The organism is Acinetobacter sp. SA01, assembly GCF_011319235.1.
Taxonomy (GTDB): domain Bacteria; phylum Pseudomonadota; class Gammaproteobacteria; order Pseudomonadales; family Moraxellaceae; genus Acinetobacter.
Map to the genome: position 1 here is coordinate 15,172 of NZ_WXXM01000022.1, position 20,901 is coordinate 36,072.

Annotated in this window: 19 protein-coding genes; 8 read left to right on the forward strand and 11 right to left on the reverse strand. The window is 43.2% G+C overall.

Annotated features, from left to right (window positions below; genetic code table 11):
• Positions 1–37 precede the first annotated feature (37 nt).
• The 4 genes from gyrB to dnaA all read right to left on the reverse strand — a co-directional run bounded on the left by gyrB (position 38) and on the right by dnaA (position 6,305).
• On the reverse strand, positions 38–2,506 hold the full coding sequence (gyrB, locus tag GTU69_RS14990; RefSeq protein WP_086197586.1) for a DNA topoisomerase (ATP-hydrolyzing) subunit B: 2,469 nt from the start codon (positions 2,504–2,506) through the stop codon (positions 38–40).
• A gap of 54 nt (positions 2,507–2,560) precedes the next feature.
• On the reverse strand, positions 2,561–3,643 hold the full coding sequence (gene recF, locus GTU69_RS14995; protein WP_086197587.1) for a DNA replication/repair protein RecF: 1,083 nt from the start codon (positions 3,641–3,643) through the stop codon (positions 2,561–2,563).
• Positions 3,644–3,670: 27 nt separating this feature from the next.
• Positions 3,671–4,816 (reverse strand): DNA polymerase III subunit beta, encoded by a 1,146-nt coding sequence (gene dnaN, locus GTU69_RS15000; protein WP_086197588.1) that lies wholly within the window; start codon positions 4,814–4,816, stop codon positions 3,671–3,673.
• A gap of 109 nt (positions 4,817–4,925) precedes the next feature.
• Entirely contained in the window at positions 4,926–6,305 is a 1,380-nt protein-coding gene (gene dnaA / locus GTU69_RS15005) for a chromosomal replication initiator protein DnaA (protein WP_166171656.1), read from the reverse strand.
• A gap of 661 nt (positions 6,306–6,966) precedes the next feature.
• Between dnaA and rpmH the strand changes: the two genes are divergently transcribed.
• The 5 genes from rpmH to mnmE all read left to right on the forward strand — a co-directional run bounded on the left by rpmH (position 6,967) and on the right by mnmE (position 11,066).
• Positions 6,967–7,101, forward strand: a complete 135-nt coding sequence (gene rpmH, locus GTU69_RS15010; protein ID WP_000831329.1) for a 50S ribosomal protein L34 — start codon at positions 6,967–6,969, stop codon at positions 7,099–7,101.
• Positions 7,102–7,131: 30 nt separating this feature from the next.
• Positions 7,132–7,521 (forward strand): ribonuclease P protein component, encoded by a 390-nt coding sequence (gene rnpA, locus GTU69_RS15015; protein WP_166171658.1) that lies wholly within the window; start codon positions 7,132–7,134, stop codon positions 7,519–7,521.
• Between the two features lie 9 nt (positions 7,522–7,530).
• Complete coding sequence (gene yidD, locus GTU69_RS15020; protein ID WP_166171660.1) at positions 7,531–7,851, forward strand: membrane protein insertion efficiency factor YidD; 321 nt, start codon at positions 7,531–7,533, stop codon at positions 7,849–7,851.
• Positions 7,852–7,856: 5 nt separating this feature from the next.
• Complete coding sequence (yidC, locus tag GTU69_RS15025) at positions 7,857–9,611, forward strand: membrane protein insertase YidC (RefSeq protein ID WP_166171662.1); 1,755 nt, start codon at positions 7,857–7,859, stop codon at positions 9,609–9,611.
• Positions 9,612–9,710: 99 nt separating this feature from the next.
• Entirely contained in the window at positions 9,711–11,066 is a 1,356-nt protein-coding gene (gene mnmE, locus GTU69_RS15030; protein WP_166171664.1) for a tRNA uridine-5-carboxymethylaminomethyl(34) synthesis GTPase MnmE, read from the forward strand.
• 291 nt (positions 11,067–11,357) lie between these two features.
• Here the strand turns inward: mnmE and GTU69_RS15035 are convergent, their stop codons facing one another.
• On the reverse strand, positions 11,358–12,533 hold the full coding sequence (locus GTU69_RS15035) for an MFS transporter (protein WP_171522038.1): 1,176 nt from the start codon (positions 12,531–12,533) through the stop codon (positions 11,358–11,360).
• A gap of 115 nt (positions 12,534–12,648) precedes the next feature.
• A complete protein-coding gene (locus tag GTU69_RS15040) occupies positions 12,649–12,915 on the reverse strand; it encodes a metal/formaldehyde-sensitive transcriptional repressor (RefSeq protein ID WP_086197612.1) in 267 nt (88 codons plus the stop codon).
• A gap of 54 nt (positions 12,916–12,969) precedes the next feature.
• Between GTU69_RS15040 and dmeF the strand changes: the two genes are divergently transcribed.
• Entirely contained in the window at positions 12,970–13,923 is a 954-nt protein-coding gene (gene dmeF / locus GTU69_RS15045) for a CDF family Co(II)/Ni(II) efflux transporter DmeF (protein WP_166171666.1), read from the forward strand.
• Between the two features lie 132 nt (positions 13,924–14,055).
• Entirely contained in the window at positions 14,056–14,757 is a 702-nt protein-coding gene (locus tag GTU69_RS15050) for a DsbC family protein (RefSeq protein WP_166171668.1), read from the forward strand.
• A gap of 409 nt (positions 14,758–15,166) precedes the next feature.
• On the opposite strand, the gene GTU69_RS15055 is transcribed toward GTU69_RS15050, so the two are convergent.
• The 4 genes from GTU69_RS15055 to GTU69_RS15070 form a co-directional block, all read right to left on the reverse strand.
• Positions 15,167–15,424: a GlsB/YeaQ/YmgE family stress response membrane protein gene (locus tag GTU69_RS15055; RefSeq protein WP_086197596.1), complete on the reverse strand. Its 258-nt coding sequence runs from the start codon at positions 15,422–15,424 to the stop codon at positions 15,167–15,169.
• A gap of 177 nt (positions 15,425–15,601) precedes the next feature.
• On the reverse strand, positions 15,602–16,129 hold the full coding sequence (hpt, locus tag GTU69_RS15060; RefSeq protein ID WP_166171670.1) for a hypoxanthine phosphoribosyltransferase: 528 nt from the start codon (positions 16,127–16,129) through the stop codon (positions 15,602–15,604).
• Between the two features lie 222 nt (positions 16,130–16,351).
• Positions 16,352–17,668: a guanine deaminase gene (guaD, locus tag GTU69_RS15065; RefSeq protein ID WP_166171672.1), complete on the reverse strand. Its 1,317-nt coding sequence runs from the start codon at positions 17,666–17,668 to the stop codon at positions 16,352–16,354.
• A 214-nt stretch (positions 17,669–17,882) separates the two neighbouring features.
• Positions 17,883–18,839 (reverse strand): TerC family protein, encoded by a 957-nt coding sequence (locus GTU69_RS15070; protein ID WP_166171674.1) that lies wholly within the window; start codon positions 18,837–18,839, stop codon positions 17,883–17,885.
• 380 nt (positions 18,840–19,219) lie between these two features.
• Here GTU69_RS15070 and GTU69_RS15075 point away from each other — a divergent pair, with 380 nt between their 5' ends.
• Entirely contained in the window at positions 19,220–19,504 is a 285-nt protein-coding gene (locus tag GTU69_RS15075) for a GNAT family N-acetyltransferase (protein WP_166171676.1), read from the forward strand.
• A gap of 189 nt (positions 19,505–19,693) precedes the next feature.
• On the opposite strand, the gene GTU69_RS15080 is transcribed toward GTU69_RS15075, so the two are convergent.
• Positions 19,694–20,779: a zinc-dependent alcohol dehydrogenase family protein gene (locus GTU69_RS15080; RefSeq protein WP_166171678.1), complete on the reverse strand. Its 1,086-nt coding sequence runs from the start codon at positions 20,777–20,779 to the stop codon at positions 19,694–19,696.
• Between the last annotated feature and the right edge of the window lie 122 nt (positions 20,780–20,901).

Sequence of the window (20,901 nt, forward strand, 5' to 3'; positions counted from 1 at the left end):
CGAAGGATGCTTTTTTACAATTTCACTCATCAATGCATCAAGCGTCAATATCCGCATTTAAGGCATTTTCCTCAATAAAGGCACGACGCGGTTCCACATCATCGCCCATCAAACAGGAGAACATGCGGTCTGCCTCAATGGCATCGTCAATGGTCACCTGCAGCATGTTACGGTTTTCAGGATCCATAGTCGTTTCCCACAGCTGTTCCGCATTCATCTCACCCAAACCTTTATAGCGCTGGATCATCATGCCGCGACGTGAGTCAGATAAAATGTGCTGCCAAACCTGATGGAAGGTCGACACCTGAATCTTGCGATCACCTTTCTGCAAATAAGCGCCTTCTTCAAGCAAGGTAAACCAGCTCTTCGAATTTTGCAGTAAACGCTTGTATTCACTTGAACCGAGCAATCCGGTATCCAGTAAATAATGATGCGGCAAGTTGTGCACATACACCGTTACACGTGGCCAGTAATGCACCACTTTGCTACCGTCTGCATGTTCTTTCTCAAACACTTCAAGCGTGATTTCAGGACGTAAACTTGGTTGATACGTTTCAATAGCAGCACGCAACTGTTCAGACCACTGTTTCACATAGTCTTCATCATGACTATGGTCGAGCTTGAACGCATCTAGGCCCAGTAAACCATCCAGCAAGCTTGCTGGATAACGTAGCGTTAAACGCTGCAAGCTCTTTTGTGAAGTCTGATAGTCAGCAATGACTTTTGCTAAAGACTCACCACGAATCGCAGGTGCATCGGCGCTGACATGCAGTTCCAACTCATCAATTGCGTTAGAAATCAGGTAAGTCTCAAGCGCATCATTATCTTTAATGTACTGCTCTTGCTTGCCTTTTTTCAGTTTATATAACGGTGGCTGTGCAATATAGATATAACCGCGTTCTACCAGTTCAGGCATTTGACGGAAGAAGAAGGTCAACAGTAGCGTACGGATGTGCGAACCATCAACGTCAGCATCGGTCATGATGATGATTTTGTGATAACGTAATTTGTCCGGGTTGTACTCTTCACGACCAATACCACAGCCCAACGCTGTAATCAGCGTACCGACTTCCTGACTCGAGATCATCTTGTCGAAACGGGCACGTTCTACGTTCAGGATTTTACCTTTCAGTGGCAGAATGGCTTGCATCTTACGGTTACGGCCCTGTTTGGCAGAACCACCCGCAGAGTCACCTTCGACCAGGTACAATTCAGACAATGCCGGATCTTTTTCCTGACAGTCCGCCAGTTTACCTGGCAAACCGGCAATATCCAGCGCACTCTTACGACGGGTCATTTCACGCGCTTTACGTGCAGCATCCCGCGCACGTGCAGCATCGATAATTTTTCCGGCAATCGATTTTGCTGCTTGCGGATTTTCCAGCAGGTATTCCGAGAATGACTTGTTCATCGCCTGCTCTACAGCAGGTTTCACTTCACTTGAAACCAGTTTTTCCTTGGTTTGTGAAGAGAATTTAGGATCAGGCACTTTTACCGAAACAATCGCGGTTAAACCTTCACGTGCATCATCACCCGATACAGCAACTTTCTCTTTTTTGAGCAAGTTTTCGCTTTCCATATAGCTGTTTAAGCCACGGGTTAAAGCAGCACGGAAACCAGCTAAATGTGTACCACCATCTTTTTGTGGAATGTTATTGGTAAAACAACGCACGTTTTCTTGATACGTGTCATTCCATTGCAAGGCAACTTCTACACCAATGCCATTGTCTGCTTGCACAGTAAAATGAAAGATATCATTCAGATGGGTTTTGCCCTGGTTGATATATTTTACGAATTCAGACAAACCACCTTCATAATCAAACACATGTTCTGCATTGATACGTTCATCACGTAGCACAATACGCACACCGGCATTCAGGAATGAAAGCTCACGCAAACGGCGCGCCAAAATATCAACATTGAAAATAGTTTGACTAAAGGTCTCGGCACTTGGCCAGAAACGAACAGTAGTCCCGGTTTTGTCGGTATCACCCACGACTTTGAGTGGATAGACAGGATCACCATGTTTATATTCTTGTTGGTGAATATGACCGGCTCTGTAAATGGTTAATTCCAGTTTGCTCGATAAGGCATTGACGACCGAAACACCTACACCATGCAAACCACCAGAAACTTTGTAGCTATTATCGTCAAACTTACCGCCGGCATGCAGAATGGTTAAAATCACTTCAGCTGCAGATACGCCTTCTTCAGGATGAATATCTGTCGGAATACCACGACCATTATCGGATACGCTGACTGACTCATCTTCATGGATGGTGACCAGGATTTCGTCACAGTGACCTGCCAAAGCTTCATCAATGGCGTTATCGACCACCTCAAACACCATGTGATGCAAGCCTGAGCCATCGTCTGTATCGCCAATATACATACCTGGACGCTTACGCACAGCATCGAGGCCACGTAATACCTTGATACTAGAGGAATCATAAGCTTTTTCATGGGTTGGTTCTGTTTGAGAAGCAGCTTGATCTTCTGAACTCATGGTTTCTCCCTAGTGAAATATAGGTCTATCCAAAGATGGGTAAAATTTAAAAAGTTATTGCACAACAACCTGAACTTGACCATTTTCAACTTTGAATAATTGATATGAAATAGACAAATCATGTAAATGTTTTTTGACCGATTCATGCTCTAAAGTGGTAATAAAAACTTGACTACCCAGCTGGCTTAATCGCTCAATTAATCGTCGTTGTGCAGTTAAATCTAATTCTGCTGTCAGATCATCTAATAATACCACAGTTTCCTTATTACAGGCATGTAGCATTGCAATCTGTGACAGTTTTAGAGCCATAATCAAGAGCTTTTTCTGACCGCGTGAAAGCACCACATCAGCATCGCCCAACGTTGTTTTTAAACGTAAATCGGCACGATGTGGACCGTATTCAGTATAACGGCGATCCACATCTTTCTGATGATGCACAGTCAGGTCATGCAGCAAGCCCTGTTCGGTATGAAAGCCAGGCATATATTCCAGTTCAACCGCAAGATTGGGTAGCAAGTGCTGCAAATCCTGCTCAAAATAAACTTTCCACTGCTCGACAATGCCGCTACGCTGCGAATTCAGCATTTCGCCATATTCAGCCAACATTTTGTTCCATGGTTCCAGATCATGCAAACCGAGATTTCTGCTCGATTTCAACAAGCTGTTACGTTGCTTTAAGGCACGTGCATAGTACTGCCAGGCATGATAAAAATCCGGTTCCACGTGGAACATCAGCCAATCCAGCAACTGCCGGCGCGGTTTGGCACCATAATCGATAATGTCGGTACTTTGCGGATCAATATGCTGTAAAGGCAGTATTTTGGCCAGTTGACCTTGGGTCGCGATATGATCGCCATTGACCTTAATCAGCTGTTCACCGGAGAGCAGCTTTTGCATGCCAATTTTTTCCGTTGCCGATTGTGCAAACACAATCGCATCGCCGGTTTCATTCTGAATATAATTTTTCGGGATATGGGTACGAAAAGAACGCCCGGTCGCCAGCAAATGAATGGCTTCCAAAATCGAGGTTTTGCCTGAACCGTTTTGCCCGTAAAAGACATTAAACGGCTGCAACTCATGGAGTGCAACCGTCTTTAAGTTTCGAACACGTTCTATATTTAAACGCGTAATATGCATGGTTAAATCTAATTCAATATCGGCAAATTAAACACGCATTGGCATTACAACATAGGTCTGATCCTGTTGTGCCGGATCATGCACCAATACCGACTGATTCGCTTCAGTCATGGTCATCGATACATCTTCACCATCTAATACACTCAGCACATCAAGCAGGTATTGGGCATTGAAAGACATTTCCATCGGTGCATCTGCATACTGAATGGCTAAATCTTCAATCGCTTCATCTTGCTCCGGGTTATTGGCACGCAGCTGCAAAGAATCGGCACCAAAATTCAGGAACACGCCACGTAATTTTTCATTACTGAGAATGGCCACACGTTGCAAGGATTGCTTGAATACATCATGCGCGATCAGTACATTTTTATCTCCACCACGTGGAATCACGCGACGGTAATCCGGGAATTTTCCATCAATTAGTTTAGTGGTGAAACGAACAGTAATATCGCCCTGCTCTTTATCACGACTTGGGGTACTGATGGTCACATTTAACAGTTCACGGCCAATCAATAAAGACAATTGCTCATCTTCAATGCTGAGCAGACGTTGCAACTCAGCTACCGCTTTACGAGGCACAATCGCCTGAATAGGCTGGGTTGCAGTAGATTGTGCAACCGTTTCACACAGCGCTAAACGGTGACCATCAGTCGTTACAGCACGCAATTGATTTTGGTCAATTTCAAGCAATGTACCGGTTAAATAGAAACGGACATCCTGTACCGCCATTGCAAAAGCCGTTTTTTCAAACAGGCGTTTTAACTCGCGCTGAGTCACGGTGACTTGCGTACCTTGGGCATTTTCAGTACTTAACAATGGATAATCTTCAGCCGGCAAAGTACCCAGTACAAAGCGGCTATTGCCCGATTTTAAAATACAGCGATCTTCAGTAATTTGCAGGTCAATCAATGCCGCGGCAGGCAAGGATTTACAGATATCCACCAGTTTACGTGCAGGTACAGTGGTTTCACCCGCCTGCAAGCAAGCCCCTTCAGCCAGTGTGGTACTGGCCACCAGTTCCACTTCCAGATCAGAACCGGTAATGGTCAAGGATTCATTATTGACCTGAATTTTTACGTTAGAGAGAATGTTTAAAGTATGGCGACGTTCAACCGCTCCTACGACATGTGACAGAACATTAAGTAAGCTTTCTTTCGCGATTTTCAAACGCACGGTACATTCCTCTAACAACTGAAGATGAAAATAAATAAATGTGTTTTTTAGCAGTGTACTATGCGGCAGAATATGCCGCATTGCAAGAATAGAATTTGATCAAATCAGATCAGCTTTGCAACAGCCGTTGCAGGTTTTTATAGTCTTCATTAAAGATCGGATCTTGTTCACGCAGACTGATGACTTTTTCACAGGCATGCATCACGGTACTGTGGTCACGACCACCAAAGGCCATGCCAATTTCGGGGAAACTGTCCCCGGTCAGTTCACGTGCCAAGCCCATGGCCAGCTGACGTGGACGAGCATAAATCCGGGTACGTTTGGGACCGACAATTTCCTTTAAAGGAATACGGAAATATTCACTCACCACCCGCTGGATATTTTCAGTACTGATGGTACGGGCACGAATGGCCAGCACATCTTTTAACGATTCACGTACCACATCCAGATCGATCGGTGTGCCTTTAAAACGGGAAATCGCCACCACTTTGTTCAGCGCGCCTTCCAGCTCACGAACATTGGCCACCACTTGCTGGGCAATAAACAGGGCACAGTTACGCGGCAACTCTACCCCACTGCTTTCGGCTTTTTTCAACAAAATTTCAATTCGGGTTTCAATATCCGGTGGTTCCACCCCGACCGATAAGCCCCAGGAAAAACGTGAAACCAGACGTGCATCCAGTTCCGTCAATTCTTTGGGATAACGGTCGGAAGTCAGAATAATCTGTTTTGATTCATCCAATAACGCGTTAAAGGTATAAAAAAACTCCACCAGACTGGCTTCTTTACCGGCCAGCAAATGAATATCATCCACCAACAACAGATCGAGCGAGCGGCAATTCTTTTTAAACTCTTCCACTTTGCCTTGCTGTAAAGAGCTGACAAAATCTTGTACAAAACTCTCGGCCGTCATATACATCACCCGTGCATTGGGTTTGGCCTGTAACAGGGCATTACCAACAGCTTGCATGAGGTGGGTTTTACCCAAACCGGTCGGTCCATATAAAAATAGCGGGTTATGCTGTGAAGCCCCCAACTGGGTTAAAACTTTACGGCAGGTTTCAGCTGCCATCTGGTTGGAACGGCCTTCAACGAATAGTGAAAAAGTAAATAAGGGATTGAGTAAACGTTTACGGCTGTTTTTACTGCCCGTTTCATCTTTTTCTTTTTTCGGCTTGGAAACAGCTGCAGGAACAGATTGCAATGCAGCTGTGGTGGTTGCCGGCTGTTCATTGGCTGACAAGATTGCACCCGGACGTGAATCCACCAGAATCTCGACTTTACGTACCCGGCCTTCGGACATCTGTTCGGCCAAAATCGTAATCAGCTCCAGATGATGTTCCTGAATATAGCGGGTCCAATACGGATTGGGTGCATAGAGTCTTAAAGTATCGTTCAGCTCTTCAGCAACCAGAGGGCGAATCCACATGGTAAAGACATTTCCCGAAAGCTCTTGTCGCAAACGAGTTAGACAGTCTGTCCAAAGCATGTGAAACCCCTATTCATTCCATTGTTAGTAAAAAAATCATGCGAGCCCGACCGAGCGGGTCGCCATTCTATCGAAGTTATCCACATCTGTCATGGCAAAATTCAGGAAATATCATTCAAAAAAGCAAATTTCCGATTAAATTTAAATTTAAATCATGATGTGGATAAGTTTATCCGCAAGCTGTGGATAAAATATAACATAAAGTTATCCACAATTTAATAAAATTATAAAAACATAGATATCCACAATTTAAATTTATGTTTATAAAAAATAAAATAGCCTTTTCCACAGAAAAACACAGTCCTAATAATAATAAATTTAAATTTATAAATTTGAATTTATTTATAAGAAAGCCATTCTTTGGGGATAACTCGGAAAAGTTATAAATTTAAATTCATTTCTCAACACAATCATCTCATTCACAGTAAGCTGTGGATAAGATTGTGAATATTTCTGTTTATAACTTACGTTGTTTTATTAATCAATAATTTATACTGTGTATAAAATAGATACAACTTTTAATTAGCTAATTGTATGTTCAACACATCAATCTTCTAAAAACCGGTTTATTTTGAAAGAAAGTTTGTTTTTGATTGACAGCTCATTGAATGAACACTAAAATCGCGAACCTTCATAGAAAGATCATTTTTGGAGTTTCAATATGAAACGTACATTCCAACCATCAGAATTAAAGCGTAAGCGTGTTCATGGTTTCCGTGCTCGTATGGCTACTAAAGCTGGTCGTCAAGTATTAGCTCGCCGTCGTGCAAAAGGTCGTCATAGCTTAACTGTTTAATCTGTTAACGCTATTACGATTTTGGGTGTTATGACACTTTATGGCTTCAGCACAGATGTACGCATACACTGTGCTGCCGATTATAAAAGTGTGTTTGATGGTGCGCTTTTTAAAGTGCATCAACCCCATTTCTTATTTCTTGCTAAAAAATCCGAGCAGCCGAAAAGCCGTTTGGGTATTGTTGTTGCCAAGAAAAAAGTGCGTCGCGCACATGAAAGAAATAGAGTAAAGCGTCTTGCTCGTGAAAGTTTTCGCCTGCATCAGCAGCAATTAGATTTATTAGATATTGTGGTCATGCCTAAAATGGGTATTGAAGCAATCCCTAATGCGGAATTGCAGCAGCAATTACAATTTGCTTGGCAGAAATTGCAACGCCTTGCCAAAAAGCATAAAAAGATAGCTCCCTCCCCACAAAAGTAGAGAAGGCCAATGGTACGTTTACTGCATTGGTTGATTCGATTCTATCAGATCGCGATTAGTCCTTTATTGGGACCCCGCTGTCGTTATATTCCCACATGTTCTCAATATTCTTTGGAAGCAGTCCATTGTTATGGTGCTGTGCGTGGTGTGTGGTTAGCTACTAAGCGTATTTGTCGTTGTCATCCTTGGGGGGGCTCGGGATATGATCCGGTTCCGCCAAAGGCAATTCGTTTTATTTCATTTCAGCAAATAGATTCTCAAACGCTTCACGTTGTTGTACCCTTTCGTGATCGTTTATTGAACCGAAATCACTCTAACTACTTGGGATAATAGATATGCAACAATGGGCCAGGTTTGCAATTCTAGGGGCCATGTTTGTCGTCGCATATTTGCTTATTTTGGCTTGGCAAAAGGATTATGGTCATGCAGAAACTAAACCGCAGCAAGAAGCTGCCGTGGTTTCACATGAAGTATCTGCAGATTTGCCAAATGGTCAAACCGCTGCTACTGCGTCTGACATGCCTCAAGCGAATATTGCGACTCAGCAAACTACAACAGATGCCACTGCACCTGTAAGTCAACAGCTTATTTCAGTACAAACTGACCTTTATCATCTTTGGATTAATCCTAAAGGGGGTGACATTGTTCGTATTGAATTATTGAACCACGATAAAGATAAAGACAGTAATGCGCCGTTCGTGATGCTGGAAAGCGATGCACAACGTACTTATGTTGCTCAGTCTGGATTGATTGGTTTAAATGGACCAGACAGTAACCGCAATGGTCGTCCTGTATATGAGATTGAAAAAGCATCTTATACACTGGCAGATGCCAAAGCGGAAAAGAACAAAGATGGTCAAGCGGTTAAGGTTTTATCGGTACCGATGGTCTACAAAACTGCTGACGGTGTAGAGATCATTAAGACGTTTACCTTCAAGCAAGGTGAATATCCGGTTATGGTCAGCCACAAAGTGGTCAACCGTAGTAACCAGAACTGGCAAGGCCAGATGTTTGGTCAGATCAAACGTGATAATTCGGATGATCCGGGTAAATCTTCCCAAGGTATTTTCACACTCGGTACATTCCTGGGTGGGGCGTGGGGAACGCCAGATGAACATTATAACAAGCTGAAATTTGCCAACTTCAATGATGAAAAGTTGAATGTTGAAGCCAAAGGTGGCTGGGTTGCTGTCGTGCAGCATTATTTTGTCAGTGCCTGGATTCCGGGTGATCTTAAACTGACTCAAGCCAATGGTCAGCCTTATAGTGCCAAACTGGAATCTCGCCAATCTACCGATAATATGAACATTATTGGTTTCACTTCACCGACCATGAATGTACCTGCAGGTACTGCGGCGGAAGTGGATGCGACATTCTATTCAGGTCCTAAAGTACAGTCTGAATTAAAAGACTTGGCTGTGGGCTTGAATCAAACGGTCGATTATGGCTGGTTATGGCCAATTGCCAAATTATTGTTCTTGGGCCTTCAATTCTTCCATAACATTGTCGGCAACTGGGGCTGGTCAATTATCCTGTTGACCGTATTGGTCAAACTGATTCTTTGGCCATTGTCATCCAAGAGCTACCGCTCGATGGCGAAAATGCGTGTGATTGCACCTGAAATGCAACGCATGAAAGAAGAATTCGGTGAAGACCGTATGCGCTTCTCGCAAGAAATGATGGCGCTGTATAAACGTGAACAGGTCAATCCATTATCGGGTTGCTTGCCATTGCTGTTACAAATGCCGATTTTCCTGGCCTTGTACTGGGTATTGATGGAATCAGTAGAATTGCGTCATGCACCCTGGTTGGCTTGGATTCAAGATTTATCTGCAATGGATCCGTGGTTTATCCTGCCGTTACTGATGGGCGCGACCATGTTTATTCAGCAGTCTTTAAATCCGCAACCGGCTGATCCGATGCAGGCAAAAGTCTTTAAGATTATGCCGATTGTCTTCACCGTATTTATGTTGTTCTTCCCTGCGGGCTTGGTGTTGTACTGGATTGTCAACAACAGTATTACCATCTTGCAGCAAAGCCTGATCAATAAAGGTGTGGCGAAAGAACGCGAAAAACGTGACGTTGTTTAAGTAACGACTGATTGCGAATAGCTGAATAAATCCGCTTAAGATGGTAATCTTAGGCGGATTTTTCTTTGGCTGTGATTTGGGATTTTTTAGGTGAATTTTATGCAAAACCTTACTACGATTGCTGCGATTGCAACTCCGCCTGGGCGCGGTGGTGTGGGGGTAATTCGTCTGTCGGGTCCGAAATCTTATGCTATTGCTGAAGCTTTAACCCGAAAAGCTTTGCCTAAAGCCCGTTTCGCCGGTTTTCGTCAGTTTTATGATGCATCTGGTGAAGTCATGGATGAAGGCTTGGCCATTTGCTTCCCTAACCCACACTCGTTTACCGGTGAAGATGTGGTGGAGTTACAGGGGCATGGTGGTCCGGTGATTCAAAATGCCCTGCTCGGCCGACTACTGGAGCTAGGTGCAACCGCTGCTAAAGCTGGTGAATTTTCCATGCGTGCCTTTGAAAATGGTAAGCTGGATCTGGTCCAGGCTGAAGCGATTGCCGACCTGATTGATGCTACTTCACAGGCCGCAGCACGTTCTGCAGTACGCTCCTTGCAAGGTGCTTTCTCTACCCGGGTTAATACCGTGCTGGAGAAATTGATTCACCTGCGTCTGCATGTGGAAGCTGCGATTGATTTCCCGGAAGAAGAAATCGATTTTTTGGCTGATGGCAAAATTTTAACCCTGTTAGAAGATGTACAAAGTTCAGTCGCTGCCGTTCAGACCTCGGCACGCCAAGGCCAGCTATTGCGTGAGGGCTTACAAGTAGTGATTGCGGGTAAACCGAATGCAGGTAAGTCTTCCTTGTTGAATACCCTTGCGGGCAATGAACGCGCCATTGTGACTGATATTGCCGGCACCACCCGTGATGTATTGCATGAAAAAATCACCTTGAATGGCTTGCCGATTACCCTGACCGATACCGCTGGTTTACGTGAAACCGGTGATGTGGTGGAAAAAGAAGGCATTCGCCGTGCGATTAAAGAAATTGAACAAGCCGATTTGTTGCTACTGGTCTATGACTTAAGCCAAGGGGAAGATCCGCTGCAATTGGCACAAAACTATTTTGCCGAACATTTGGAACCACGCCGTTTAATGCTGATCGCCAACAAGTGTGATTTAACCGGTGCAACTGCTGCAATTGGTGATTATCAAGGTTTCCGTCATATTACCGTTTCTGCCAAGCAGGAAACCGGGGTGCAGTCGCTCATAGATGCGATTACAGCGCATGCAGGCTTCCAGCCGGAAGAAGATACCTTTATTGCCCGTACCCGCCATTTAGACGCAATGAAGCGCACTCAGCACTATCTGGCAGAAGCGCGTGAACAACTGGTGGTGTTCCATGCCGGTGAGCTGGTGGCGGAGTCATTGCGACTTGCCCAGAATGCCTTGGGTGAAATTACCGGGGACTTTAGTGCAGATGACTTGTTGGGCAAGATCTTTGGATCATTTTGTATCGGAAAGTAATTTAAAATTAAAGAGTTATGTAATAGGCTCTAATAAATTCCAGTATGTGAAAAATAGCATTAAGTTTTAATCACTTAGTGCTTTTTTTATATCACTGAATGATTCACGATAGGCTAAAAATTTATCTAATGGCATGATATTTTATTCTGTTATAAGTCACCAGATAGGAGAACGCCTGAATAAAAATTTGGGCAATTTAACCCTGTCGAGATTGAATACAATACGTTCAAGCGTTTTGAGAATGAGCCTACAATCTAGACTTCTAAGCAAGATCATTAAAGCTGAGGATGATTATTTATCATTTATTTTTTTATGCCAAATTAACAAAAACAGACACAGTAAACAGAACGCAGCACAAAAACTGAGTACGCTTGCGGTTAAACCAAAATGATCGGCAAGATAACCCACTGCAAGAATGGGTAAAATGGTGCCTAAATAGGCTACAAATAAATAAGTCGACATGACTGCAGCCCGGTTGTGCAGGTTGGTCATGGCATGAATTAAACCAAATGCCCCGATCAGCGCTAATCCATGCCCAACGCCAACCAGTACATCACTGATAAAAAACAGAAAGCTCCAGTGTAGATAGATACATAAACCCAGGATCAATAAACTGAACAACAGCGTATACAGCCCATAATTCAGGCATTTTCTTGCAGGAATCGATCTGGAAAAATACTGTACCATGGCAGAAATTAGCAAAATACAGGTAATGGCTAATCCACTGACCAAAGGACCATGCCAGGGAATGATGAACTGTACAAATGAGGGAGAAAGTGAAGCGAATAGGCTAAACGCTGCAAAGGCACAAAAGGCAGTCAAACCGGTAATATAAAATTCAACATGAAATTGTGCTTCAGGACGTTCTAAATGCGGTGCAATCGAGAATGCCTGTGCGCTAAATTCAGGCTGTGGCAGACGTAACAAACCTACGAAGCACAACATTGCCCCAACAATGATAGGAATATACGGGGTAAATAGCGGTGTAGCAGAAAACTGGGCAATCAGTCCACCGACCAACGGGCCTAAACCAAAACCAACTGCGGTAATTACTGAACTGAGCTGGGGTGCATGGCTTTTATGTGATTCAGGAATGCTCCACATCAGACCAATCAATGCTGATGTAGTCATCAATCCCGAGGCAATTCCGATAATAAAACGCCCCAAAGACAGCCATAGCACATTATTCGCAAACATGGACAGTAGAAGCCCAAGTGTGATGATGACCAAACCAAGTTCTAAGGTTTTTAAAAAGCCAATGCTGTTACTGGTACGGCCTAAAAACAGGAGCGTGGCTAAACAGCCCAACATATAGGTGACAAAAATATAGGTGATATGACTCGGCAACAGATGCCAAAGTTGCTGATAGATGGGATATAAAGGGCTGGCCAGTGCCGTCCCCATCGTTCCAATACAAAGAGCCAGGCTCACCATCAAAAACGGGCGCCAGGATTGTTGATTTGTCATAGAGTGTCGCAAAAATATTTGCCACAGCGTTCAAAATGGCAAATAGGGGGGAGAAAAGGAGAATTTAGCGTACTGGTTATCGATCTATAGCGTCAATGGATAAAATGTAAGAAGTTTAGCTATAACGCTTTAATAATTTAAGAAATTCTTCCAGTTCTGTTTCATTAATTGCTGTCTGTTCTCCAATCACGTGATGACGCAAATGTGCTTCAATAAGCTCATTTATCAGACCATTCACCGCACCTTTAATCGCGGCAGCCTGCTGCAATATTTGAATACATGAAGCATCAGGTGTATTTAAAGCCAGATCCACTGCATTAATCTGACCTTGTAAACGTTTGACCCGATTCTGAATTTTCTTGTCCTGATATAAATGACCCAACATTATTCTCCAAAAATAAATATACTATGGGGGAGTATATTGAAAATCTAGATTATGCAAGACGCCCCATTGACCCGAACCCATAGTCATCAGTTTGATGAAGGCAACCCGCTCGCACAAAAACGCATTTTATTGGCGACCATTCTAACGGCAGTGATGATGTTATTAGAAGTGATTGGTGGCTGGATTTACAACTCTATGGCCTTGCTGGCCGATGGCTGGCACATGAGTTCGCATATGCTGGCGCTGGGACTGGCTTATTTTGCTTACCGTTCTGCACGTCGTTATGCACAGGATCATCGTTTTAGTTTTGGTACCTGGAAAATTGAAATTTTGGCAGGCTATAGCAGCGCCATCTTGTTGATGGTGGTGGCGGTGTTTATGGCCTTTCAATCGATTGAACGACTGCTCAATCCGATTGATATTCTTTATAATCAAGCCATTCCGATTGCAATATTGGGCCTGGTGATTAATGTAATCTGTGCATGGTTACTGCATGATGATCACCATCACCATCACCATCACCATCACCATCACCATCACCATCACCATCACCATGATCATGAAAATGAGCATACTCATACCGAGCATGACTTAAACCAGAAAGCCGCTTTTATGCATGTGGTTGCCGATGCTGTGACTTCAGTTTTTGCCATTATTGCCCTGTTTGCTGCCAAGTATTTGAATTGGACTTTTCTGGATGCCGCACTGGGCATTATCGGATCCATTCTGGTGGCGAAATGGGCTTGGGGCCTCATTCAAGAAACTGGAAAAACCTTACTGGATGCAGAAATGGATCATCCGGTCGTAGAAGAAATTCGCGAGGTGATTGCAGAATTTCCTCTGGTAGACATTACTGACCTGCATGTCTGGAAAGTCGGGAAAGGTAAATTCTCCTGCATTTTAGCTTTAGCCACCGATTCCAATTTGAATGCAGACCAGATTCGTGCAGCCCTGTCCATTCATGAGGAAATCGTACATGTTTCGGTAGAAATTAATCCACGCTAAGTCCATGTTCCACGTGAAACCTTGCTGGGTAAATATGTGTATTTTCAGTAAGGCGAGCTAAAATTTTAAGATTACCTGGCTGGTTTTTGAGTAGAATCAGCGGGAAGGATTTTAAAGCGATGAGCAAAACAGATGATTAAAAAAACATTGGTATGTGCCTTGGTGAGTTTTATTTCCACTTTAACTTTGGCAAATGTCGATACAGTGAAAACCAACCTGAGTAAGCAACATCCTAAACTGAACATTGAAAATATTCAAACCACCGAAATGAAAGGGATTTATAGCGGCTCAATGGATGGCCAAGTGGTGTATTTGGGGGAAGATGCTCAACATATTCTGGTCGGTTCCATGTTCCGATTAAGTGATCAGAAAAACCTGACCAAAGATTTAATACTGAAGCAGAACAGTATTGACTGGAAAAAATTGCCGTTACAGGATGCAGTCAAAACCGTGCGAGGTAATGGTAAACGCCAGATTGCGATCTTTTCTGACCCAAATTGCCCGTATTGTAAACAGCTTGAGACTGAACTAAGCAAATTAAAGGATGTGACTATTTACACCTTTATTTACCCGATTAAAACTCAATCTGTGGCGGCTTCCAAACAGGTATTTTGTGAGAAAGATCCAGCTTTGGCCTGGTCAAATTTGATCGCTAAAGGGATTCAACCCAATGCTAATAAAAGCTGTGCCAATCCGATTGAGCGTAATTTAAGTTTAGGTAAAACTTTAGGGTTAACCGGGACACCAGCCATTGTTTTCTCCAATGGCTTTAAAGTTATGGGGGCCTACCCTGCCCAGGAAATTGAAAAAATCTGGAAAGAACTGGGTTTATAAAATAGATCTGCGCTGATGCGAGGAACTATAAAAAAGCGCCGTGTACGGTAATGTCAGTCAGTTAAGAAATTGACTGGCATTTCTTTTTAAATTCATGATTGTAGTTGATATGTGGAAAAGTCATCCGCAACTGTTTGAGGCAGGACTACATTAAAAAATGATTGTTTCTGCGATGAATTTGCTAGTTGATAGTGGCTGACGAGTTTTGCGGATGACAAATGCCATTGGTCTTACGAAGCAGTGCTTCTCAGGGCGAAACCAAAGTAACAAATGAGCTGCAAGGGTTTGATTTAAAATGGTAAGATTCCGCCATGAATTACTAAAAAATTAAAGAGTCTATTTCTAAACTCCTTAACTGAAACCATGTACGGTACTTTTTTATGAGTGACTCTATTATGTGAGGGAGTATTTAACCCCTGGAATTCTTGGTCACCAGGTTATAAAGAAACAGAATAATGATGGCCCCGATCACCGAAGCAATAAAACCTGCTGCAGAGTTTTCACCATACAGTCCGAGTAAGCGTCCACCATAAGTGGCCAATAAAGAACCTGCAATACCGAGCAAGGCAGTAATAAAAAATCCTGCCTTATCATTACCCGGATGAATAGCGCGTGCAATTAAACCTGCAATAAAACCGACCACAATTGCAACGATCAGTGACCACATCAGTCTTCTCCTTTTGTTATCATTTATTTACTTTCAATTCGCTTTCATTTTTATAATTAATCATTTATCCAACACGAAACAGATGAATCCTGCTAATAACTGTTGTTTTTTTGTGCCTGTTGCAATTTAAATCATAAAAAAGTGGCCTTCGGCCACTTTAAGTATCTTGGGTCAGTCTTATAGACCAATTTCACCAATAAATGGAATATGGCGATATTTTTGATCATAGTCCAAGCCATAACCGACAATAAATTTATCTTCCACTTCAAAGCCCAGGAATTTCACTTCAAGTTCAATTTCACGGCGTGAAGGTTTGCTGATGAGCGTACACAGTTCAATAGAGTTGGGACCGCGCGTGCTCAAGATTTCCAGGACTTTGCTCAGGGTATTACCAGAGTCGATAATATCTTCCACAATCAGTACATCTTTACCGCGAATTTCACCGTCCAAATCTTTTAGAATTTTGACATCACGGCTTGAAACCGTACCGCTACCGTAACTGGATACGGTCATAAAATCGAGTTCATGCGGTTTGCTGATTGCACGACATAAATCCGCCATAAAAATGACAGAACCGCGAAGTAAACCAATCAGCACCAATTCTTTGTCACTATTGGCATAGTGAGCATCAATTTTTGCACCAAGCTCTTTGACTTTGGCTTGAATTTCTTCAGTTGAGATCATCACACTCATATGAACGGTCATGGGGAGATACCTAAAAGCAAATCAAAAAATAAAAAAGGTGTTGACCAGCAACACCTCTAAAGTTGTTTTAATTTTAATACATCTGTTTAAGAGATGCATCTTTTTTGCGCTTGTAAATCTAATCAGACCTTGTGCTGCACCGTATCGCGTTTCAGTAAAAATGCACACACCAGGGCAATTCCAGCCCACACAATGATATTTTTAGCAGATTTTTTCCTCACTTCACTTTTTGACATAGGCTGCTGCTCCATAAATATAGGTGGCATGGATATTACGATCATCGCCCATGGTCATCAGGGCAAATAAAGCATCTTCAATGCTTTTGGCATGTTTCTGACGTAGTGCCTGCAGTGCAGTGGCTTTTAAATCCAGCACAATAAAATCGGCTTCTTTGCCCAGGTTAAAGTTACCCAGTTTATCCTCCAGATCCAGCGCTTTGGCGCCGCCCAAGGTCGCGTGATACAGAGACTCAAATGCAGAGAGTTTATCGCCCTGAAGCTGCTGTACTTTATAGGCTTCATTCAAGGTTTGCAGCTGACTGAAGGACGTCCCTGCCCCAATGTCTGTGCCTAAGCCCACTTTGACCTGTTTCTCCCAAGTTTTTTTCAGGGGAAATAAACCACTCCCCAAAAATAGATTTGAGGTCGGACAAAAGGCAATGGCTGAGTCGGTCGCATGCATACAATCCCACTCAGTATCTTCCAAATGTACGCAGTGGGCAAATACCGAACGTTGTCCGGTTAAACCATAATGGTGATAGACATCCAGATAACCTTTTTGCTCAGGAAATAAATCTTTGACCCAGGCAATTTCATTCTTGTTTTCACTTAAATGGGTATGCATATACACATCAGGATACTCGGCTTTCAGCTGCCCTGCTTTAGCCAGTTGCTCTGGCGTCGAGGTTGGTGCAAAACGTGGGGTAATGGCATACAGGTTGCGGCCTTTGCCATGCCATTTTTCAATCAATGCCTTAGAGTCCTGATAAGCAGTCTCTGGCGTATCACACAAATCTTCTGGTGCATGACGGTCCATCATCACTTTGCCGGCAATTAAACGCATTTGATACTGTTGTGCCGCTGCAAATAAGGCATCGACCGATTCCGCATGGACTGTACAAAAAACCAAAGCTGTGGTGGTGCCGTTTTTTAATAATTCCTGGATAAAAAACTGCGCGATTTTGTCGGCATAGGCTTTGTCTTTAAACTGCAATTCAGTCGGAAAGGTATAGCTATTCAGCCATTCAAGCAGCTGTTCCCCATAGGCCCCGACCATCTCCGTTTGCGGAAAATGGATATGGGTATCAATAAAACCCGGTACAATCAGCTTGTCGGGATAATGATGAACTTCAGCATCAGCCGGAATATGCTGCTGGCCAGTTTGCCAGTCGCCAAACCAGCGAATTTTGCCATTTTCGGTAATCAGTAAACCATCTTCTACATATCGCACTTGGTCGTGAATATCACGCGCTTGGGCAACCGTATTCTGAATATCTAGGAAGCGACCGCGAACTGCCGTCGTTGCAACTACAGAAGACATTGAAAACCTGCGATTTTGAATTTTTTCGATTGATTGTACCTGATTTTTCCCTTAAACCCGATCTGATGGGGTTAATCCTCTCCCCTGTACGATGCATTGAGCTGCATGCTAAAGGATGAAAAACTCTACTTGTAAATATCCAGTCGCTTGAAATATGGGTCATAAAAAAGCCTTCCATTTATAAGATGAAAGGCCGAATCATTTTATTTAAAAATTAAAGTGACTGTTGTTGCTTGTTGTAGCGAATCGATAACCATGCAGTAATGGACAGGACCATCACAATAAAGCCCAAAGATATCCAGATTGGCATATGGAACACGTCCAGCATCAACATTTTGAAACCAATAAACAGCAGGATAATACCGAGACCATACGGCAGATAATGCATTTTGGATGCTGCACCTGCCAGCAAGAAAAACATGGCACGTAGACCTAAAATGGCCATTAAGTTTGCAGTTAATACGATAAAGGGATCACTGGTGACCGCGAAAATCGCCGGAATGGAATCTACTGCAAAAATGACATCGGAAGCTTCAACCAAAATCAAGACCAGGAATAACGGCGTGGCCCATAACAGACCGTTTTGACGGACAAAGAATTTATCTCCTTCCAGCTGCGGGGTAATACGCATATGTTTACGTAACCACTTGAGTAAGGCCATATCTTCAATATTGGGGTCTTCGTCATGACCTTTAAGAAATTTAAAGCCGGTATAGACCAGGAAAGCACCGAAGATATAAAGTACCCAAGAGAACTCCTGAACGAACCAGGCACCAATAAAAATAAAGATGGTACGTAATACAATGGCGCCGAGTACCCCATAGAGCAATATTTTACGTTGCAATGCCGGAGGAATAGCGAAGGCAGCAAAAATCATTAGCCACACAAAAACGTTATCAATCGCGAGGGATTTCTCTAATAAGTAACCAGCAAAATACTCCATGACTTTGGTATTTGCGATGGCTACTCCAGCTGTCTGTTGCAGGTAAAACCATAAGCCACCACCAAATAGCACGGCGACAGAAACCCAAGCCATACTCCAGTACGCTGCGGTTTTAATTTTGACTTCTTGGCCCTGTTTTTGTCTGAAGCCCAAAAAGTCGATGATGAGCATAACGGCAACTAAACCGAAGAATGCTAAATACAGCCATAAATTGCCAATGGATTCCATAAAAATCTCCACACCTGACAACCGGCCATAAAAAAACCTTGACCTGTTGCCAGATGATTTAAACATCTGTGTCAACATGATCAAGGTCTTGCCTACATCTGAATATTAATATTATGTAAATTCAGATGCTCAGATACCGACTTTTTGCAAAGTGTAATGACGATATTCTGACACCTGATCATTTTAAAACGGCATCATGATCAGGCTTGGAGGAGGCTACTCCCCTTGTTCAACTTAATTTTGTTTTGGATTTCATCCAAATATGGCTGAAGAATCGCATATTTATTGTAATTGTGCAAATTTTATCTATTCACAATATTTTAAAATAATCTACTTTTAACGTATTCTGGTTTCAGTCAAATAAAAAGTGAGGACTAGCGATGCAGTTTCAACACAAGGATAACGGCCAACAAGGTGAGTTTTTTACCTTGAATGATGCAGGTCAACGAATTGCAGAAATCAGTTATGTTTGGCGCAATGAAAATACCATAGTGGCTGATCATACCTGGGTGGATGATTGTTTGCGTGGCCAAGGCGTAGCACGAAAATTGTTAGATGTTTTAGTTGAATTTGCACGTGAAAAACAGTTAAAAATTATTCCCACCTGTTCCTATGTGGAGGTAATGTTTAAACGTGATCAGAGTTTTGCAGATGTTGTAGCCTAAGTTTAAGGGTGCTAGCCGATAGAGAGATTGTCTGTCATTTGGTTTTTAAATCTGGCAGATCAAGGCTTTGCAGTAGGGTATAAAATTCAGAAGCTGCCGTCAGGCCAATAGAGGACCACTCTCCTATTTCTGATTCAGGCTAAAATAAAAAAGTCCGCAGCGCGGACTTTTTTATCGAAGACTTAAAGCTTAAGCCATGTCGATCATCACCTTCAGGGCCTTTTCATCAGCGGCATGCTTGAAGACATCATAGGCTTTTTCAAACTCAGCAAACTTAAAGTGATGGGTCGCCAGTTTTTCCAGTGGCAATTTGCCGGAACAGCAGGTTTTCAGCAACATGCCAGTGGTGTTGGCATTGACCAGACCGGTGGTGATAGTCAGGTTCTTGATCCAGAGCTTGTTCAGTTCAAAGTTGACAGATTTACCATGCACACCCACGTTGGCAATATGTCCTCCCTCTTTCACCACATGTTGGCAGATATTCCACGTTGGTTCCACACCCACGGCTTCAATGGCACAGTCAACACCACGACCACCGGTAAGCTCTAGAATCTTTGCAATGGCGTCTTCTTTAGCAGAGTTGATGACATGGGTAGCCCCTACAGTCTTGGCAAATTCCAGTCGGTTATCATCTGTATCCACCATAATAATATTGGCAGGTGAATAGAATTGTGAGGTGAGCAGACAGCTCATCCCAATCGGGCCAGCACCGACAATCGCCACGTTATCGCCGGGTTTAACATCGCCATACTGCACCCCAATTTCATGTGAAGTTGGCAGAATATCAGACAGGAAAACTGCGACATCTTCATTCAGTCCTTCCGGCAAATGATAGAGTGAAGTATCTGCAAATGGAGTCCGGACATATTCGGCATGGGTGCCATCGATCATGTAGCCCATGATCCAGCCCCCTTCATTACGGCAATGTGCATAAAGTTGTTTCTGGCAGTTTTCACAGGTACCACAGCGGCTAACACAGGAAATAATCACCCGGTCGCCTTTCTTGAAGTTTTTTACGGCTGAACCGACTTCTTCTACAATGCCGATGCCTTCATGACCGAGAATCCGGCCATTAAAGCTGCCGGTTTTTTCTTTTTCCACCTGTTCAATTTCGGGGTTTTTACCTTTCCAGATGCCGAGGTCAGTCCCGCAGATCGTGACTTTGGTGAGTTTGATAATCGCATCATCGGGATGCAGGATGGTAGGAATGGGACGTTCTTCGAAACGGATATCATTGGCGCCGTAGTAAACCATTGCTTTCATTGTATTTGACATGGTGACCATCCTTCTTAATGATTATTGTAAAAGACATCCAGCCGCCTGGTTTATATATAGCAACAGTCATGTTGGCGGGATGCTATCCAGTTAAATTAACAAGTCTTGATGACAAGGTCATT

Bases quoted from the DNA above. Each gene is read 5' to 3' on its own strand.
- gyrB (WP_086197586.1), bottom strand. From the start codon at position 2,506: ATGAGTTCAGAAGATCAAGCTGCTTCTCAAACAGAACCAACCCATGAA.
- recF (WP_086197587.1), bottom strand. From the start codon at position 3,643: ATGCATATTACGCGTTTAAATATAGAACGTGTTCGAAACTTAAAGACG.
- dnaA (WP_166171656.1), bottom strand. From the start codon at position 6,305: ATGCTTTGGACAGACTGTCTAACTCGTTTGCGACAAGAGCTTTCGGGA.
- rpmH (WP_000831329.1), top strand. From the start codon at position 6,967: ATGAAACGTACATTCCAACCATCAGAATTAAAGCGTAAGCGTGTTCAT.
- rnpA (WP_166171658.1), top strand. From the start codon at position 7,132: ATGACACTTTATGGCTTCAGCACAGATGTACGCATACACTGTGCTGCC.
- yidD (WP_166171660.1), top strand. From the start codon at position 7,531: ATGGTACGTTTACTGCATTGGTTGATTCGATTCTATCAGATCGCGATT.
- yidC (WP_166171662.1), top strand. From the start codon at position 7,857: ATGCAACAATGGGCCAGGTTTGCAATTCTAGGGGCCATGTTTGTCGTC.
- mnmE (WP_166171664.1), top strand. From the start codon at position 9,711: ATGCAAAACCTTACTACGATTGCTGCGATTGCAACTCCGCCTGGGCGC.
- GTU69_RS15035 (WP_171522038.1), bottom strand. From the start codon at position 12,533: ATGACAAATCAACAATCCTGGCGCCCGTTTTTGATGGTGAGCCTGGCT.
- dmeF (WP_166171666.1), top strand. From the start codon at position 12,970: ATGCAAGACGCCCCATTGACCCGAACCCATAGTCATCAGTTTGATGAA.
- GTU69_RS15050 (WP_166171668.1), top strand. From the start codon at position 14,056: ATGATTAAAAAAACATTGGTATGTGCCTTGGTGAGTTTTATTTCCACT.
- GTU69_RS15055 (WP_086197596.1), bottom strand. From the start codon at position 15,424: ATGTGGTCACTGATCGTTGCAATTGTGGTCGGTTTTATTGCAGGTTTA.
- hpt (WP_166171670.1), bottom strand. From the start codon at position 16,129: ATGACCGTTCATATGAGTGTGATGATCTCAACTGAAGAAATTCAAGCC.
- guaD (WP_166171672.1), bottom strand. From the start codon at position 17,668: ATGTCTTCTGTAGTTGCAACGACGGCAGTTCGCGGTCGCTTCCTAGAT.
- GTU69_RS15070 (WP_166171674.1), bottom strand. From the start codon at position 18,839: ATGGAATCCATTGGCAATTTATGGCTGTATTTAGCATTCTTCGGTTTA.
- GTU69_RS15075 (WP_166171676.1), top strand. From the start codon at position 19,220: ATGCAGTTTCAACACAAGGATAACGGCCAACAAGGTGAGTTTTTTACC.
- GTU69_RS15080 (WP_166171678.1), bottom strand. From the start codon at position 20,779: ATGTCAAATACAATGAAAGCAATGGTTTACTACGGCGCCAATGATATC.